Here is a 15,838-nt window from a genome sequence, read left to right on the forward strand (position 1 = left end):
ACCTCACAGATAAATGATTATACAGAACACCGCAATCCAACCTGCTATGGTGCATTGGATAAAACGATCCTCCATCAGAATCCGCGTCGGAGAGCCGCTCGCGCCATCTACCAGAATCCGCTGCAGATAGCGAAGTATCCCCAAAAGCACGAAGACACTCGTCACATACAAATGCTCCGAATTGAGCCGGAGTATTACCTCCGGACTGACGGTGTACATAATATAGCAGACCAATGTCACCGAAGCGATAATGACGATAGCAGCATTGAGAAAGGAGAGGTTGAAACGGGAAACCGTCTTGCGTACTTTCATTCCGGTCTCATTGTAAATCAGCACATCGTCTCTGCGCTTGGCAAATGCAAGGAAGAGAGCCAGCAGGAAGGTCATCAGCACAATCCAGTTCGACAACGGGGTTTGAGTCGCTGAAGAACCCGCTACAAGCCGGAGGACGAAGCCCATGGATACGATAAACACATCGGCAATGGCAACTCTCTTAAGATAAAGACAGTAAGCGATGTTGAGAAGGATATATACGGCAATAACTGACAGCACACTACCCGAATGTGCCCCTCCGGACAAGAGTTCGATTGCTGCGGACAAAAGCAGGAGAGAGCACATGATAGCCCAGCCGATGTTCCTTGACAGGATGCCGGCAGCAAAAGGTCGCTTGCATTTTCGGGGATGGGCACGGTCTGCCTCAATGTCCACGATGTCGTTAAGGCAATAGATGGAACTTGCCGCGAAAGAAAAAGAGAGAAATACCGAGAGCGTTACGGTAAAGTTCGCTATGTCGAACAGACTGCCGTTGAAAAACAAAGGGAGAAAAACAAAGGCGTTCTTTACCCACTGCTGCGGCCGCAATATGCGGAAAACGGCAAGGATTTTCTGTATGTACATAACCTGTATTCATGCGACCCCAGTTCCTAAGACCAATTATAATAAAACAGAGAGCGTGGAACTGTATGTGCCACGTCTTAACGAGAAGATGATAGGAAAAACCTTTGTAAGCAGATGTGGATTAACAGTCCCACGCGGATGTGTGGAGACCATTACACCATTCTCTTACTTACGTGAGTTAAGTTTCCTAGGCTTTTCTCGTACAAGAAGAAGACATAACGCCTCTAAATATTCTGTCCGAATATAGCTTGTGCCAAATTCGTTGCAAAAGTAATGTTTTTTTTATTGAGATTTATACCTTTATACGGATTTTTTCTTACTGGCACATCTCTTTTCAAACCGTCAGACTCCCTCCCCCGTTTTCCAAAGGATTTTGTCCTCTGCCTGTTGCACCAGCATTTGCAGATTCGCGTTCTCGGCCGGTCGATAGTCAATAATCGCATTGATTCTGTCGACTTTTTCAGAAAAACAATTCCCTATCGCAAATTGTAACCATTATGTTACCTAACCACTCGAAAACACAATATAACAGATTGATAATGCGGATGATATAAATTTATTTGGCATATCAGCCCATCTTCCTGATTGATCCGAAAGAGGTGAAAGCGTATCGCGGCGATATCGAATTTATCCGGTACGGCGCTTCGGAAGGTGTAAAGCGACTCACCGAACGGCTGAAAACGATGCGGTAAAAAAGTTGTAACAAAATATGCGCTGCTCCGTCTTCTCCATGACGGGGCGGTCTTCCGATCGGCCGAAAGGATCGCCCTGCCATTGCAATGAATTAAAAAGAAGAACAATGAGAAAGAATGTTTTAATCATGCTGGCAGTAGTCTGTATGTGTCAGGGCTGCTTGCCGAAAGGAAAGAAAGAAATAGCCGAACACACGAATAGTCCGGTAGAACAGCTATTCCGTGATTTTGCGAATGAGAAAGGCGCTGTGCGCGTCGGTGTCGGAGGGATGATGATGGCGTTTGCGCGTTCATTTGCCGATACGAAAGGAGTGACGGACGTGAAAGTCTATTCGTTCGGTGAGTGCAATCAGGAGGTAAAAGACCGTCTGAACGAAGCGATCCGCTCGTTAAAAGACGATACGTATGAGGCGCTTGTCTCGACGAGTCAGGACGGAGAGCGTACGAAAGTGTTGGTTAAGATCAAAGAAGATCGGATTCGTGAGCTTATCGTTATAACCGGCGGAAACGATCCGGCGCTCGTACAGATCAAAGGAAACATCAAACCGGAAGATATCGAAAGCCTGATAAAAGAGCATTCATAAGCGTCGCATATGATGACGGCAGAGAGCTTTAAACAGCGCTACTTTTCTTTGCATCCGAGGCTGTACCGGGTCGCGTTCACGATCTTGAAGAATGAAGATGATGCGGCCGATGTGCTACAGGACGCGTACTGTAAACTTTGGGACAACCGTGAGCGATTAGGCGCGGTCGATCATCCGGAAGCTTTTTGTGTCACGATGGTAAAACGCCTCTGTCTCGATCTGCTCCGGTCGCCGAAGTCGGCACAGAAGAGCGCGGTGGAAGAAGCATTTATCATCAATGATCAGACGCCCTGCGAAGCGTTAGAGCAGAAAGAGTTGCTGGGAAAAGTCAGGATGTGGATGCAACGACTGCCGGAAAAACAACGCCGCGTACTTGAATTGCGGGGATACGCCGACTGCTCATTGGAAGAGATCGGGCGCATCATGGGCGAGACTTCCGCCAATGTGCGGGTGTTGCTCTCGCGGGCACGAAATACATTAAGAATGAAAATAACGAACTGAACGATGGGAGACCGAAGAGAAATAAATGAATTACTGGCCGCTTTTTACGCGGGTACGACAACGCGTGAGCAAGAGGCGCGACTGAAAGCATTCTTTGACGATGCAGACCTGTCCGAACGATGGCATGCCGACCGCGATATCTTCCGCGCCCTCTACGATCCCGCAGACATCGTACTGCCGGAAGGCCTCTCCGACCGACTCGAACAGGTGCTCGACCGATATATCGGAGCTCTGCATCGTTCGAGGAAGCAACCGAGCGGGATCAGGAAACTCTATGTCGCGGTCGGGAGTGTGGCGGCCGCCGCATTGCTTTGTGTGACGCTGTTCTTTATCGGAGAGCATCGACAGCCCGCGCCTGTTACGGCCGATACGTTTACCGACCCACACGAAGCGGAACTTGTAGCGACAGAAGCCTTAGCGCTTGTCTCGATGCATCTGAACAAAGGACTGTCTCCTTTCGAGAAGGCGCGAAAGAATATGGACAAAACGAATGAAGTACTTGAAAAACTAAATTTGAAATGAGATGAAAACGAAATATCTACTGTTCATCCTGTGCTTCGTATGCAGCGGATGGGCTTCGGCTCAGCGATATAGCCTGTTCGACAAATATGCCGATCAGGACGATGTGACCGTCATCAACATCTCGAAAGCGATGTTTAAGATGATGGGGGGCAGCTTTAAGAAAAGTTCCAATGCCAAAATCGATAAGGTCGATATAACCGGTATTGTCGATAAGATAGATAACCTGACGATTCTAACTTCGGATAAGAGCGGGCTGAAAGAGAAGATGTACGCCGACTTCAGCGCGATGATTGCCAAAGATCGCAACTATGAGGAGTTGATGAGAATCAAGGACGGCAAGTCTCGCGTGACGTTTAACATCAAAAAGCGAGGGGCGCTGATTAACGAGCTGATTATGCTTGTCAATGATGAAGATGATTTCGTCATTATTCAGATTGCGGGAAGCTTCACGCTGAAAGATGTGCAGAACATCACCTCACATGTACAATAAAATAGGGCCGGACTACGTTCAGTCTACAACATGATTCCGGAAATATGAGAAAAGACAAAATACTTTGGGCAGACGACGAGATAGATTTGCTGAAGCCTCATATTCTTTTCCTCGAAGAGAAAGGCTATGAGGTTACGCCTGTTATCAGCGGCCAGGATGCCATCGACAGTTGCAGGGAGCAGACTTTCGACATTATTTTCTTAGATGAGAATATGCCCGGTCTGACCGGCCTCGAAACGCTCTCCACCATTAAAGAAATCGCCCCGACAGTGCCGGTCGTGATGGTCACCAAGAGCGAAGAAGAAAGCATTATGAATCAGGCTATCGGAAACAAAATCGCCGACTATCTGATCAAGCCGGTCAACCCGAATCAACTGTTTCTTTCGATCAAGAAAAATCTGCATAAGGACGATATCATCACTTCCGCCACAACGGTTAGTTACCAACAGGAATTCGGACGTATCGGGATGCAGATCGGCGACTCATTGACGGCCGACGATTGGATGGAAATCTATAAGAAGATCATCTACTGGGAGCTGGAGCTGGAAGAGAATCAGGTGCAGATGCAAGACATGTTGATCATGCAGAAGCGGGAGGCCAACAATGCTTTCGGTAAGTTTATCAAAAAGAACTATCTGGATTGGATACGCTATCCTGACCAGCGTCCGCTGATGAGCCCGGACTTGTTTAAGAAGAAAGTCTTTCCGTTATTGGACGAAGAAGAGAAAGTCTTTTTTATCCTGATCGATAACTTCCGGTTCGACCAGTGGCGGGTGGTGAAGAATCTGTTGTCGAGCTTCTTCACTGTCGATGAAGAGATGTATTACAGTATCTTGCCGACTGCCACACAATATGCGCGGAACGCGATCTTCTCAGGCCTGATGCCGGCGCAGATCGAGGAAATGTTTCCCGAACTGTGGGTCGATGAAGAGAGCGAAGAGGGGAAGAACATCAACGAAGAGCCGCTGATCCGTACACAGATCGAGCGATTCCGGAAAAGATATTCGTTCTCGTACCACAAAGTATATGACTCGCATTTCGGAGAGAAATTGCTGAACAACCTGAACGAACTTATGCACAACCAACTCAATGTGATTGTGATTAACTTCGTCGATATGCTTTCGCATGCCCGTACGGAGAGCAAGATGATTCGTGAACTGGCGCAGAGCGAGGCGGCATACCGCAGCCTGACACGCTCGTGGTTTCAGCATTCTACCACGCTCGACCTGTTCAAAAAGCTGGCGGACAAAGGGTATAAAGTAATTGTTACCACCGATCACGGAACGATTCAGGTCGACTCGCCGATTAAAATTACCGGAGATAAAAATACGAGCACGAACTTGCGTTATAAGCTCGGCAAGAACATGTCTTGCGATTCCAAGTATGTTTTCGAGATCAAAGATCCTGCCAAGGCCGGACTGCCTTCTCCTCATCTGAGTACAAGGTATGTCTTCGCAACGAACGAGTTCTTCTTTGCTTATCCGAACAACTATAATTATTATGTTCCTTACTATCGGAATACCTTCCAGCACGGAGGCATTTCGATGGAAGAGATGATGATCCCTTTCATAACGATGCAACCGAAATGAAAACGCTTTATATTACAGACCTGAGCGCCATCCGTGAGGCGGCGAGAGAATTTATCGGCGATATGAAGACATGCGGCCGCGTTGTCTTCGCCTTTTACGGAAAGATGGGCGCCGGAAAAACGACATTCATCAAGGCTGTCTGCGAAGAGCTTGGGGTTAAAGACGTGATCAACAGTCCCACCTTTGCCATTATCAACGAGTATGCTGTCCCTGCATCCGGACAGTCAATTTATCATTTCGATTTTTACCGTATCAATGAAATCGGTGAGGCGCTCGACATCGGAACGGAGGATTATTTCGACAGTGGAGCATGGTGCTTCATCGAATGGCCGGAGAAGATCGAACCGCTCCTGCCCGACGATACCGTCTGCGTGACTCTTACCGAACAAGAAGACGGTACACGCACCGTAGCTTACTGAACCACCTGAAAGAACTCGCGGATTTGCTCTGTGATGTAAGCCTGCATTTCTTCCGTCAGTTCCGTATGCATCGGCAACGACAATACCTCGCGGCTTAGCCGTACCGACTCCGTCATATCGCCGGAAGTGCGGGCAATCCATTTATACGCTTCCTGCTCCTGTACAGCCATCGGGTAATAAACCATTGAGGGGATGCCTTTTTCTTTCAGGAAAGCTTGCAGGGCATCCCGCCGTCCATTCTTCACTTGCAGCGTATATTGATGATAGACATGCGTCGAGAAAGGCGACCTTACCGGGATGCAAACACCGGAGAGCGAACTCAACTCCTTATCGTAATATTGCGCCGCCGTCTGACGCGCTTCGGTAAAACTATTCAGATGGCGTAGTTTGACCTCTAAGACAGCCGCCTGCAACGTGTCGAGACGCGAGTTGCATCCGACGATGTGATGATGATACTTTTGACTTTGGCCATGATTGGCGAGCATCCGGACGCGTTCCGCCAATCGTTCGTCGGAAGTGATGACGGCTCCTCCGTCGCCGTAGCACGCCAGCGGTTTGGTCGGGAAGAAGGATGTTGTACCGATATGTCCGATCGTGCCGGCTTTTTTTACCGTTCCGTCGGAGAAAGTATAGTCGGCGCCGAGCGATTGAGCATTGTCTTCAATCACGCCGATTTTGTATTTCGCGGCGAGCTTCATCACCGGCTCCATGTCGCAGGTCTGTCCGAAGAGATGAACGACGACTATGGCCTTCGTTTGTCGTGTAATGGCTTGTTCGAGTCGTTCCACATTCAGGTTGAAGCTGTCGGGACACACATCGACGAGGATCGGCGTGATACCTAACGCGGCGATCATCTCGGCGGCTGCAATGTAAGTAAACGCAGGGAGGATGACTTCGTCTCCGGCCTGTATATCCCATGCCTGCAGGGCCAGACGGAGCGCGTCCGTTCCATTCCCGCACGGGATTACGCAGGGCACTTGCAGGTAATCGGCCAGATGCTCGCAAAATGTCTGCACCTGAGGACCGTTGATAAAGGCCGTGGAGTTCAGTACCTCTTTTATCGCTTCGTCGATTTCTGTTTCGAGCCGCCGATACTGGCTTTTCAGGTCGACCATTTGTATTTCCATCATTTCACTTCGCTTCCGGGTTCAACTGCTTTCTGAGGCATCACGACGGACAGGCTTCCGTCGGCGTTTTCGGCCGAGAGAATCATCCCTTCGGAAGGGATGCCTTTGAGCTGCCGCGGGGCAAGGTTGGCGATAAAGCATACCTGTTTGCCGACCAGTTCTTCGGGTTTATAATGTTTGGCGATACCCGATACGATCGTGCGCCCGCCCAATCCGTCGTCGATTTTGAATTGCAGGAGCTTGTCCGCTTTGGGCACTTTGGTACATTCGAGCACTGTGCCTACGCGGATATCGAGTTTGGTGAAGTCGTCGAACGCGATGGTGTCGCGTATCGGGGCGGCACGGCGTTCGGCTGCTTCGTTCGCTTTTTTCGTATCGAGCAGTTTTTGTATCTGCCGGTCGATAACGGCATCTTCGAGCTTCTCGAACAGCAGTGCGGACTTGCCGAGCTGATGACCGGCTTCGAGGAGATCGACCGAGCCTAAGCGTTCCCAATCGAAACGGCCGATGTTCAGCATCCGGTTCAGCTTCTCCATGCTGAAGGGTAAGAAAGGTTCGAAAACGATGGAGAGGTTGGCCGTGATCTGGAGCGCGATATGGATAATCGTCTCGACGCGTTTCATCTCCGTCGCGGCGAGTTTCCACGGCTCGGTATCGGCCAGATACTTGTTGCCGATGCGTGCCAGATTCATCGCTTCGCGTTGTGCGTCGCGGAAATGGTACGTATCGAGCAATCGTTCGACCGTTGCTTTTACATCGGCAAACTCGCGGAGCGTTTCGCGGTCGTAGTCGGTCAGTTCGCCGCAAGCCGGCACTTTCCCGCCGAAGTATTTCTCCGTTAAGACGAGGGCTCGATTGACGAAGTTGCCGAGAATGGCGACCAACTCGTTATTGTTGCGTGCCTGAAAATCTTTCCACGTAAAGTCATTGTCTTTCGTTTCAGGAGCGTTCGCCGTCAAGACGTAGCGCAGGACGTCCTGCTTGCCGGGCATTTCTTCCAAATATTCGTGCAGCCAGACGGCCCAGTTGCGCGAGGTAGAGATTTTATCGTTTTCGAGATTGAGAAACTCGTTGGCCGGTACATTCTCGGGCAAGATGAACGAGCCTTCGGCCTTGAGCATGGTCGGGAACACGATGCAATGGAAGACGATGTTGTCTTTGCCGATGAAATGTATCATCTTTGTTTCGCGGTCTTTCCACCACGTTTCCCATTGGCCGTATTTTTGCGGATCGGAGTCGCACAGTTCCTTCGTATTGCTGATGTATCCGATGGGAGCATCGAACCATACGTATAATACTTTTCCTTCGGCGCCTTCGACGGGTACGGGGATTCCCCAATCGAGGTCGCGGCTGACGGCGCGCGGTTGCAGACCCATGTCGAGCCAGCTCTTGCACTGTCCGTACACGTTCGATTTCCACTCTTTATGGTCTTCGAGAATCCATTGACGGAGGAACGGCTCGAAGCGGTCGAGCGGCAGATACCAGTGCTTCGTTTTGCGCATGACGGGCGGATGGCCGCTGATCACCGACTTCGGATTCTTCAGGTCGGTCGGGCTGAGCGAGGTACCGCAACTCTCGCACTGGTCGCCGTAGGCATGTTCGTTGGAGCAATGCGGGCAGGTGCCGGTGATGTAGCGGTCGGCGAGGAACTGTCCGGCTTCCTCGTCGTAGTATTGTTCGCTTTCTTTTTCGATGAAAACGTTGTTCTCATAGAGTGTCCGGAAGAAGTCGGAAGCCATTTTCCGATGCGTATCGGAAGTGGTTCGCGAGTAGATGTCGAACGATATTCCGAAGTCCTCGAACGTTTTCCGGATCAGGCTGTGATAGCGATCCACAATATCCTGCGGCGTGACGCCTTCCTTCTTGGCGCGCAGCGTAATGGGCACGCCATGTTCGTCTGAACCTCCGATCATGAGCACGTTCTCGCCTTTGAGGCGGAGGTAACGCGCATAGATGTCGGCCGGAAGATATACGCCTGCCATGTGGCCGATGTGTACCGGTCCGTTGGCATAGGGAAGCGCCGTAGTCACCAATGTTCTTTTGAAATGCTTTGTTTCCATCTTTTTCTTATCTTCGGGACGCAAATTTAGATAAAATCCTCGAGATTTTACACCGGGCAGATAAAAACACAAGGCCGACGCTCTGTTTTCTGTCCCCTCCTCTGCGTGTTCTTAGCCACAATTTTACTATCTTGGAGGAAAAAAATTCATAAAAATAATTATGAACAGAAGGGGAAATTGAGCAGGAATGTAAAGAATCCAACAAAATACGTTTTAGAGGAAAGGTAGTTAAAAAAGAACGAAGATGAGGAAGAGGCGGCGGAAATTTACGACCGTCCGCGGTTCTTACGGCGCGAGGACGCTTGTCGCCATGGCTTTTCGCGCCCCGGACGGCGTGATGCACCCCCTCGGCTGCTGGGTTGTTCGGTTTTCCGTTCTTTTCGCCGCCCTTTCCCTTCGTTCGCGGAATCGTTGCCACGAGTCAGCTCCACGAAGATGGGGCGTCCGTCGACTTCATACTGATTCATGCTGTCGACTACCCGTTGTGCTTCGCCTTTGTCGACCTCGAAATAGGAAACCTTCTCGCGCAAGTCTATACGGCCGATCTCGACCTTGCGGCCGGGCACGCATCGGTTGATGAGTTCGATGACTTGGGCCGGGAAGATACCGTCGGCCTTTCCGAAGTTCAGGGTAAGGCGTTTGAAGCCGTTCTCGGCTTTCTGTGCGCGGCGAGCGGAGCGTTCGGACTCTTTTTTGCCACGAGCCGAGGGTTCGTCTACGTCTTCAATCTCTCCGGCGTCGCGATAATAATCGATCATCCGGTTAAATTCGAGCGATATCAGGCGTTTGATAATATCTTCCTTTTCGAGCCATTCGAGTTTGCGGAACACGGAGGGCATGAGCGAGGCGATCTCATCTTCGTTTACTTTCACTTTTTCAAGCTGGTCGATGAAGTAGAAGAGTTGCTTTTCGCAGATGGCGTTGCCCGAGGGCAGCGTACCTTTTTCGAATTGCTTGTTGACGATTTTTTCAATCTGCCGTATTCTGCTTTTCTCGCGGACATGGCAGATCGAAATAGAGATACCCGTTTTTCCGGCGCGTGCGGTACGTCCGCTGCGATGCGTGTATGATTCCACATCGTCGGGCAAGCCGTAATGAATCACATGGGTAAGATTGTCTACGTCGAGGCCTCGCGCCGCCACGTCGGTAGCCACAAGCAACTGCAGGTTGCGGAGGCGGAACTTCTGCATCACGTAATCGCGTTGCGCCTGACTCAGTTCGCCATGGAGCGAGTCGGCATTGTAGCCGTCCTGAATAAGTTTGTCGGCGATCTCCTGCGTCTCTTTGCGGGTGCGGCAGAATACGATCCCGTAGATGTTGGGATAGAAGTCGACGAGCCGTTTAAGCGCGAGGTACTTGTCTTTGGCATGCACCATATAATAAAGGTGGCGGATGTTTTGATTCCCTTCGTTTCTGCGTCCGATGATGATTTCTTTCGGGTCACGCATGTATTCTTTCGTGATCCGCGCAATCTCCTGCGGCATGGTGGCCGAGAAGAGCAGCATGTTACGCCCCTCGGGTACTTCGGCCAGAATGGCGTTGATGCTTTCGGAAAACCCCATGTTGAGCATCTCGTCGGCCTCGTCGAGGATGACGTGCTTAATCTCTTGCAGGTTTACCGTCCGCCGGTTCATCAGGTCGAGCAGGCGTCCGGGCGTAGCCACAACCACGTGTACCCCTTTTTTGAGTGCTTTGATCTGACTGTCGATGCTTGATCCCCCATAAACGGGCAGAACCTTGAGCGCATCAATGTATTTGGAGTAATCGCTCAGGTCGCCGGCAATTTGCAGACACAGTTCGCGGGTGGGGCAGAGGATGAGAGCCTGCGGTGTCTGTTTGTGTATGTCTGTTTTTTGCAGCACGGGCAGACCGTAGGCCGCGGTTTTTCCCGTACCGGTCTGTGCCAATGCGATGACGTCGTTATCTTCTCCCAGCAGAAAAGGAATCACTTCCTCTTGTACCGGCATGGGGGCTTCGTAGCCCATCTCGCGGATCGCCTTCAAAACAGGTGAGGCAATCCCTAATTCTTCAAATGTTTTCAACTGATTTCTTTCTTGATAAGGCCGCAAAGGTACGGATTAATTCGGAATATCAGGGAGAAAGACAACGTATTTTGCATTTTCCCGAAAAAGGAGAGGTGCGGATCATTGTTTCACATCAAAGTCCGAATGAAACAAGTCTCAACATTCGTAACCGATAATCTATCCCCCTCCTCAAAAAGCAATAAACACCTGATATTCATATATAATCATCCGGAGGAAATATCCTGAGACTTAAACAATATGCCAGATTTCGAGGCATACTGCCGATACAGTTCGTTGAGCCGGCTATCGGGGGCGATATATCCGAAGACTATCTCGTCGGCGAGCTCGGCGATATATCGGTTTCGCTCGTCGGCGGCAGTTTGGCTCGCCCGCGTCGCTTTCGGTGCGGTGCTGACTATAAGCAGTCGCCCCGCGTCCATCGCGGATTGCAGTTCGGAGGCAAGGACGGTATACATTCGCCGAGCAATAACCACGATGAGAGGCTTCTGCCCTTGCAGGAGAAAATGGAGCACGTCTCGCTCTATTCGCGACTGGAAGCCGCTTACGACCACCCCGTCGGATCGACACGCCTCGGTCGCCCAGTCGTAACAGCGCAGCACCGCCGGACTGCTCACCCTGCGTGAGCAGAGAAAAGCCGTCTTGTGTGTCTCGAGCAACTCACGATTGCCAAGATATTCTTCTACTTTGATTGGCATAAGATTATTTCTTTAGAATTTCTCCGTCGTCGCTTTTCTTTCTATTGTTCGTACGTGCTGCGATACGTTTGAGGTCTTGGTCGAGCTGCTTGATACTCTCGAAGCGTTCTATTTGCCGTTGCTGCTCTTTGTAAGCGATGTACTCCTCTGTGGCTTTCGCTACAGCCATCTCGTGAGAAATTTTTCCGGCATGTTCGAGGATACTCTTCTCGTTCATAGTAAGCACAAGGCGGAGTTTCTGCACCCAATCACGCATATACATCGGTTTCTCGGCTAATGCCTGAGCCTCGGCATAGGCAAGGAATTGCTCTACGATTAGTTTTAGTTGACCAATCTCTTTCTCATTCAGATAGTTCTTACCTATCAGAGCATCGCCCTTGGTAACCTTTCCATCCTTCTCCGTAGACGTAAGTCCCATCATGGGCAGCGAAGCATTAGCACGAATACATAAGTTCGGCAGCAGTCTTGCCGCTGACAGCCCAAAGCAGCTTGTTTTGTATCTCCTTAAAGAAAGCCAAGGTAGTCGCAGCAGAAGGATCATAGTCGATACTGGTAGCATAAATATCCTTTATCTGTTGATAGAAAACCTTTTCCGAAAGCCGTATCTCACGAATGCGTCCTAAGAGTTCCTTAAAATAGTTGTAGGAAGACCCCGTCTTGAATCGCTCATCGTTCAGTGCAAAACCTTTGATGATATATTCTTTCAATCGTTGTGTAGCCCAGATGCGAAACTGTGTGCCTTGCTGCGACTTGACACGATAACCTACCGAGATGATTACGTCAAGGTTGTAGAACTTTACAGGCTTATCGGAATTTGCAATGTGCAAAATTTGCACATTGCTATTCTCATCAAGCTCTTTTTCTTCGAATATGTTCTTTACATGCTTGGTAATTACACTACGCTCGCGACCAAAGAGCACGCACATCTGCGACTGTGTCAGCCAAACCGTTTCATTTTCAAATCGGACATCTATCTTTATCTTGCCATCTGCCGACCTGTAGATGAGCATATTATCGTCTCTGTTTGCTTCCATCATGATTATATCTTTTATTCTTCATTTAGCCCGCCACCCGTGCAGTTTATTTATTGTATCTTTTGGACACGTTTTGTACATTTCCAAACGCCTTTATATCAGACAATTATTCAATAAAAAGGTCTCAAAACACCCATTATAAGATGTTTTTTGGACACGTTTTGGACATTTCGTTCATCGTTGAATTTCTCCACGTTTCTTCATTTTCTCATATAAAAGCAGCCTCGTCTTTCATCTGGGCGGAAAGGCGACGAAGCGTAAACTCATCTTGCTTAGTTGGCATTCCTAGCTGAAGCTGGCGTCTGAAGCCACGAGCTATCTCTAACTTGCATTTATTTACATAATTAACATCAGGCAAGGGTTGCTCTGTATAAAGCTCTCTTATTAGCTCCTCCGCAGGACGATGCATGCCAATCAATAATCGACATTTTCGAAAAATACGATTGTTGTTTTCATCGACATAATCCCCCGGCAATGTATCTACTTGGTCGACTACAAGGTTCCAGCCTCGCAGATTGAAATAGCCGACGCAGAAATCCACACGCTTTACCCTATCATTGGTAATAATCCCTTGCAGCCCTTCGGCAAATTTAGTTTCTATATTATCGTATATTCTTGCCATACTTGATCTGTTTATCTCATTTTCATGTCTGCGTTTTGGCCGGTATGATCCGTTTGTGGGCATTCGCGTACGATTTTCCCCTCAAAAAATAAATAAGACATACTCGTTTAATGGTCATCTTCGCCTTTTTTTGCAAATGCCGGTTACGGATACATATAGTTCTATCCGCTATTTGAGTACGAAAGTGCGCAGAATTTCCCTTCCGGCCGATTGTGCGGGATTATCGTCCGCGATTACATAGCTGAAAGCGAGCATGTATGCTTTTCCATTTTTTACCCAGATATATAGTTCGTTTTTGGTCGTGAACTTCTCCGGAAAATTTTGGGTATAGACGACCATTTGGCAGTCGCGTCCGGCACGTTGGATGCGCTTGCTCTCAATGATGTTTTCCCGAAGCATCTTCAGGGCGGCCTTGACATACTGGTCGAGGTCATATCCCGTGCCTTTCAGGTTCTCGGTAACGAGCGAGATATTTTCCCGGAACTGATCGTCGGCATCTGTTTGCGGAGAATAGATGAAAAACTCCGACCCTTCCACATCGGTTTTCCGCATCCAGTCTTTCGGATAGCGGATGGTGTAATCTTTTTGGTCGATGACTTTCCAGTCGGTATACAAAGAACGTAATCCTTCGTCGGACAAGCTCGTCGAATCTTGCTCGGCCGCGTTGTCCTGCCTTGCTTTGCCCGTTTTCTGGTTGCAGGCTGTGATCATGCAGAGTGTACAGATCAATAAAAAGTACTTTTTCATACGGTTTGGAATAATAAAGGGCGGTAAAATCCTTTTTCAAGATTTCGCCGCCCTTTGGGTATAAAAACAAAACGATTATCGAATCACGTCTATAAAAGTCGAGTTCGTTGCGTATTTCGCAAATTCGAGATCGTTGGCTGCCTCTTTGGCCAGCGACTGTTTTTTACCGATCGCGGCTTTCAGATTGTTGATCACGCCATCCGTATCGTTGGTACGCGCGGCTACGACGGCTTTCAGATAATCCGTTACGGCATCCGGGCGCGTCACCGCATTGAGTGTTTGCGAAGCCTTGCTATAATCCTTCGTCATAAGTTGAGCCAAAGCGGCATTGTTCGTCTTCGCCGCGCCGAACGAGCTGACCGCCTTCGCATAGTCGCCCTGTTCAAGGTAAAGGATGCCCAGCGCTTCGCCCAGCCCGGCTACGTCCGAAGCGCCGCCAATCAGTTGCTGAGCTTTTTCCTTCTCTCCTCTCGTGAGGGCGATGAGACCGAGGTTGATGTTCGCCTCACTGTTCGGCTTCACACTGTTCGATTTATTAAACATCTCTTCTGCTTTCTTCAGATCGCCCGCATAGAAACGCTGCATCCCGATATTGTTCCATGTACGGTAGTCGTCCGGAAATTGCTGGCTGGCTTTCGTATAGATGGCTTCCTTATCCGTGTCGTTATCCGTCAGGGTAGCGGCATACAGCAGCTCTTCCACATTCAGCGCTTTGGGGTCTGCCTGAGCCAGACGGCTGATTTCTTCGTCCGACTTACCGATGATTTCGATATTGGCCGTCAGACGTGAGCGGCGCAGCTGTGGCAGAATCTCGTCGGCCAGCGATTTGAATACGGACGAGATGTTCTTGATCTCGCGTTCACGTTCTTCCGGATCTTTGTACATCGACAATACGCGGAGGACCAAATCCTTGTCCTGCAAGTTCGATTTTGATACCAGCTCCTTGAAGCCTTCCCAGTCCTGAGCCGTGTAATTGGCATCAACAGGGATGTCAATCTTCTGTTTTTTCAATTCACCTTTCACGTAGCGGGTCGTATTGGCTTCACGTTTCTCAGCCAGTGTTTCGTTCAGTTTCAAGCCGCCATCGGGCGATGCATAAGCAGAAACTTCAACCGATACATTCTGGTTGGGAGCGTCATTGGCACTTTTGATCCGGTCTTTCCAGTCACTCAGCTCGTTCTTTTTCAGTTCATTCGAACGAAGTTCGGCTTGTTGAATCAGGAACAGGATATTTGCGTTGTGAGCTTCTTTGATGATGCGTTGAAACTTGTCTGCTCCGACTGCCGGATTAGCAGTTGCCGCATTGGCAAGCGCCGATGTGGCTATAATCCCGTCGGCAATCTTGATGTCCGGCAGACGTACGACCTTATTTTTAATCTTAGCATCGAACGTCAGATACAGCGCCGACTTTTTCATCTCCGGTTTGTATTTGAACGACGACTTCATCGTCACATTCCCTCCCGTACCGTACCGTATCATCGGGTTATTAGCTCTTACCTTTTCTCCTTGATAAGTATAAGCCGTCCCCCAAGTCTCGCCGGTGGCATAACGCAGTACCGGCGTAATCGTCACCACGGCGTTTTTGTTAAACCACTTCGCCGGATAAGCAATGTTGATGGTGACAGGCACCTGGCCACCCACTACTTCGAGCGGCTGAGGGTCAGCTTTGATATAATCGGTGGATAACGGCTTTAACTTCCCCGAACAGGAAGTCAATGCAAAAATTACGGCCATTGCAAGGAATGGCGAAAAAATCTTTTTGTTCATGATGCGTGTTGTTAAGTTTGTATATTTGTTTATATGTCTTCCTATAG

Annotated in this window: 14 protein-coding genes and 2 pseudogenes; 7 read left to right on the top strand and 9 right to left on the bottom strand. The window is 49.3% G+C overall.

The genetic code is table 11. The features are described 5' to 3' along the window. Positions 1 to 3: 3 nt before the first annotated feature. Positions 4 to 897 (bottom strand): decaprenyl-phosphate phosphoribosyltransferase, encoded by an 894-nt coding sequence (locus tag Tanf_RS12260; RefSeq protein ID WP_014224338.1) that lies wholly within the window; start codon positions 895 to 897, stop codon positions 4 to 6. A 569-nt stretch (positions 898 to 1,466) separates the two neighbouring features. Between Tanf_RS12260 and Tanf_RS15850 the strand changes: the two are divergent. The 7 genes and pseudogenes from Tanf_RS15850 to tsaE form a co-directional block, all read left to right on the top strand. Further along, positions 1,467 to 1,589, top strand: a pseudogene (locus tag Tanf_RS15850) (NAD-dependent deacylase); the annotation flags it as partial. A gap of 107 nt (positions 1,590 to 1,696) precedes the next feature. Next, positions 1,697 to 2,173: a DUF4252 domain-containing protein gene (locus Tanf_RS12265; protein WP_046826060.1), complete on the top strand. Its 477-nt coding sequence runs from the start codon at positions 1,697 to 1,699 to the stop codon at positions 2,171 to 2,173. 9 nt (positions 2,174 to 2,182) lie between these two features. Next, positions 2,183 to 2,674, top strand: coding sequence for a GFO_1088 family ECF-type sigma factor (locus Tanf_RS12270; RefSeq protein WP_236684442.1), 492 nt, complete (start codon positions 2,183 to 2,185; stop codon positions 2,672 to 2,674). A gap of 3 nt (positions 2,675 to 2,677) precedes the next feature. Beyond that, positions 2,678 to 3,196: a PG0215 family putative anti-sigma factor gene (locus Tanf_RS12275; protein WP_052449110.1), complete on the top strand. Its 519-nt coding sequence runs from the start codon at positions 2,678 to 2,680 to the stop codon at positions 3,194 to 3,196. A gap of 1 nt (position 3,197) precedes the next feature. After that, positions 3,198 to 3,686 (top strand): DUF4252 domain-containing protein, encoded by a 489-nt coding sequence (locus Tanf_RS12280; RefSeq protein WP_046826061.1) that lies wholly within the window; start codon positions 3,198 to 3,200, stop codon positions 3,684 to 3,686. 44 nt (positions 3,687 to 3,730) lie between these two features. Continuing rightward, a complete protein-coding gene (gene porX, locus Tanf_RS12285) occupies positions 3,731 to 5,275 on the top strand; it encodes a T9SS response regulator signal transducer PorX (RefSeq protein ID WP_046826062.1) in 1,545 nt (514 codons plus the stop codon). After that, the gene (gene tsaE / locus Tanf_RS12290; protein ID WP_046826063.1) at positions 5,272 to 5,694 is read left to right on the top strand and encodes a tRNA (adenosine(37)-N6)-threonylcarbamoyltransferase complex ATPase subunit type 1 TsaE; all 423 of its coding nucleotides are present in this window, start codon (positions 5,272 to 5,274) and stop codon (positions 5,692 to 5,694) included. The genes porX and tsaE overlap by 4 nt, the downstream gene beginning before the upstream one ends. Here tsaE and Tanf_RS12295 read toward each other — a convergent pair. The 8 genes and pseudogenes from Tanf_RS12295 to Tanf_RS12330 form a co-directional block, all read right to left on the bottom strand. Beyond that, on the bottom strand, positions 5,688 to 6,821 hold the full coding sequence (locus Tanf_RS12295; protein ID WP_371706632.1) for a DegT/DnrJ/EryC1/StrS family aminotransferase: 1,134 nt from the start codon (positions 6,819 to 6,821) through the stop codon (positions 5,688 to 5,690). The genes tsaE and Tanf_RS12295 overlap by 7 nt on opposite strands. Next, entirely contained in the window at positions 6,821 to 8,881 is a 2,061-nt protein-coding gene (metG, locus tag Tanf_RS12300; RefSeq protein WP_046826083.1) for a methionine--tRNA ligase, read from the bottom strand. The genes Tanf_RS12295 and metG overlap by 1 nt, the downstream gene beginning before the upstream one ends. 266 nt (positions 8,882 to 9,147) lie before the next feature. Next, positions 9,148 to 10,923 (bottom strand): DEAD/DEAH box helicase, encoded by a 1,776-nt coding sequence (locus Tanf_RS12305; RefSeq protein WP_046826065.1) that lies wholly within the window; start codon positions 10,921 to 10,923, stop codon positions 9,148 to 9,150. Positions 10,924 to 11,129: 206 nt separating this feature from the next. Beyond that, a complete protein-coding gene (locus Tanf_RS12310; RefSeq protein WP_046826066.1) occupies positions 11,130 to 11,621 on the bottom strand; it encodes a DNA-processing protein DprA in 492 nt (163 codons plus the stop codon). Between the two features lie 4 nt (positions 11,622 to 11,625). Beyond that, a pseudogene (rhuM, locus tag Tanf_RS12315) lies at positions 11,626 to 12,655 on the bottom strand (RhuM family protein). Between the two features lie 208 nt (positions 12,656 to 12,863). Then, a complete protein-coding gene (locus Tanf_RS12320) occupies positions 12,864 to 13,277 on the bottom strand; it encodes a phospholipase D-like domain-containing protein (protein ID WP_046826084.1) in 414 nt (137 codons plus the stop codon). A 168-nt stretch (positions 13,278 to 13,445) separates the two neighbouring features. Further along, positions 13,446 to 14,024, bottom strand: coding sequence for a hypothetical protein (locus Tanf_RS12325; RefSeq protein WP_014224356.1), 579 nt, complete (start codon positions 14,022 to 14,024; stop codon positions 13,446 to 13,448). Positions 14,025 to 14,099: 75 nt separating this feature from the next. Continuing rightward, positions 14,100 to 15,791, bottom strand: a complete 1,692-nt coding sequence (locus tag Tanf_RS12330; protein WP_046826085.1) for a tetratricopeptide repeat protein — start codon at positions 15,789 to 15,791, stop codon at positions 14,100 to 14,102. Positions 15,792 to 15,838 lie beyond the last annotated feature (47 nt).

Origin of the sequence: Tannerella forsythia, assembly GCF_001006485.1 — a bacterium.
In the GTDB taxonomy this organism is placed as follows: Bacteria; Bacteroidota; Bacteroidia; order Bacteroidales; family Tannerellaceae; genus Tannerella; species Tannerella forsythia.

What these genes read in the sequence shown, in the direction of transcription:
- porX (WP_046826062.1), top strand. Translation starts at nt 3,731, where the DNA reads ATGAGAAAAGACAAAATACTTTGGGCAGACGACGAGATAGATTTGCTG.
- Tanf_RS12265 (WP_046826060.1), top strand. Translation starts at nt 1,697, where the DNA reads ATGAGAAAGAATGTTTTAATCATGCTGGCAGTAGTCTGTATGTGTCAG.
- metG (WP_046826083.1), bottom strand. Translation starts at nt 8,881, where the DNA reads ATGGAAACAAAGCATTTCAAAAGAACATTGGTGACTACGGCGCTTCCC.
- Tanf_RS12270 (WP_236684442.1), top strand. Translation starts at nt 2,183, where the DNA reads ATGATGACGGCAGAGAGCTTTAAACAGCGCTACTTTTCTTTGCATCCG.
- Tanf_RS12310 (WP_046826066.1), bottom strand. Translation starts at nt 11,621, where the DNA reads ATGCCAATCAAAGTAGAAGAATATCTTGGCAATCGTGAGTTGCTCGAG.
- Tanf_RS12320 (WP_046826084.1), bottom strand. Translation starts at nt 13,277, where the DNA reads ATGGCAAGAATATACGATAATATAGAAACTAAATTTGCCGAAGGGCTG.
- Tanf_RS12330 (WP_046826085.1), bottom strand. Translation starts at nt 15,791, where the DNA reads ATGAACAAAAAGATTTTTTCGCCATTCCTTGCAATGGCCGTAATTTTT.
- Tanf_RS12295 (WP_371706632.1), bottom strand. Translation starts at nt 6,821, where the DNA reads ATGGAAATACAAATGGTCGACCTGAAAAGCCAGTATCGGCGGCTCGAA.
- Tanf_RS12325 (WP_014224356.1), bottom strand. Translation starts at nt 14,024, where the DNA reads ATGAAAAAGTACTTTTTATTGATCTGTACACTCTGCATGATCACAGCC.
- Tanf_RS12280 (WP_046826061.1), top strand. Translation starts at nt 3,198, where the DNA reads ATGAAAACGAAATATCTACTGTTCATCCTGTGCTTCGTATGCAGCGGA.
- Tanf_RS12275 (WP_052449110.1), top strand. Translation starts at nt 2,678, where the DNA reads ATGGGAGACCGAAGAGAAATAAATGAATTACTGGCCGCTTTTTACGCG.
- tsaE (WP_046826063.1), top strand. Translation starts at nt 5,272, where the DNA reads ATGAAAACGCTTTATATTACAGACCTGAGCGCCATCCGTGAGGCGGCG.
- Tanf_RS12260 (WP_014224338.1), bottom strand. Translation starts at nt 897, where the DNA reads ATGTACATACAGAAAATCCTTGCCGTTTTCCGCATATTGCGGCCGCAG.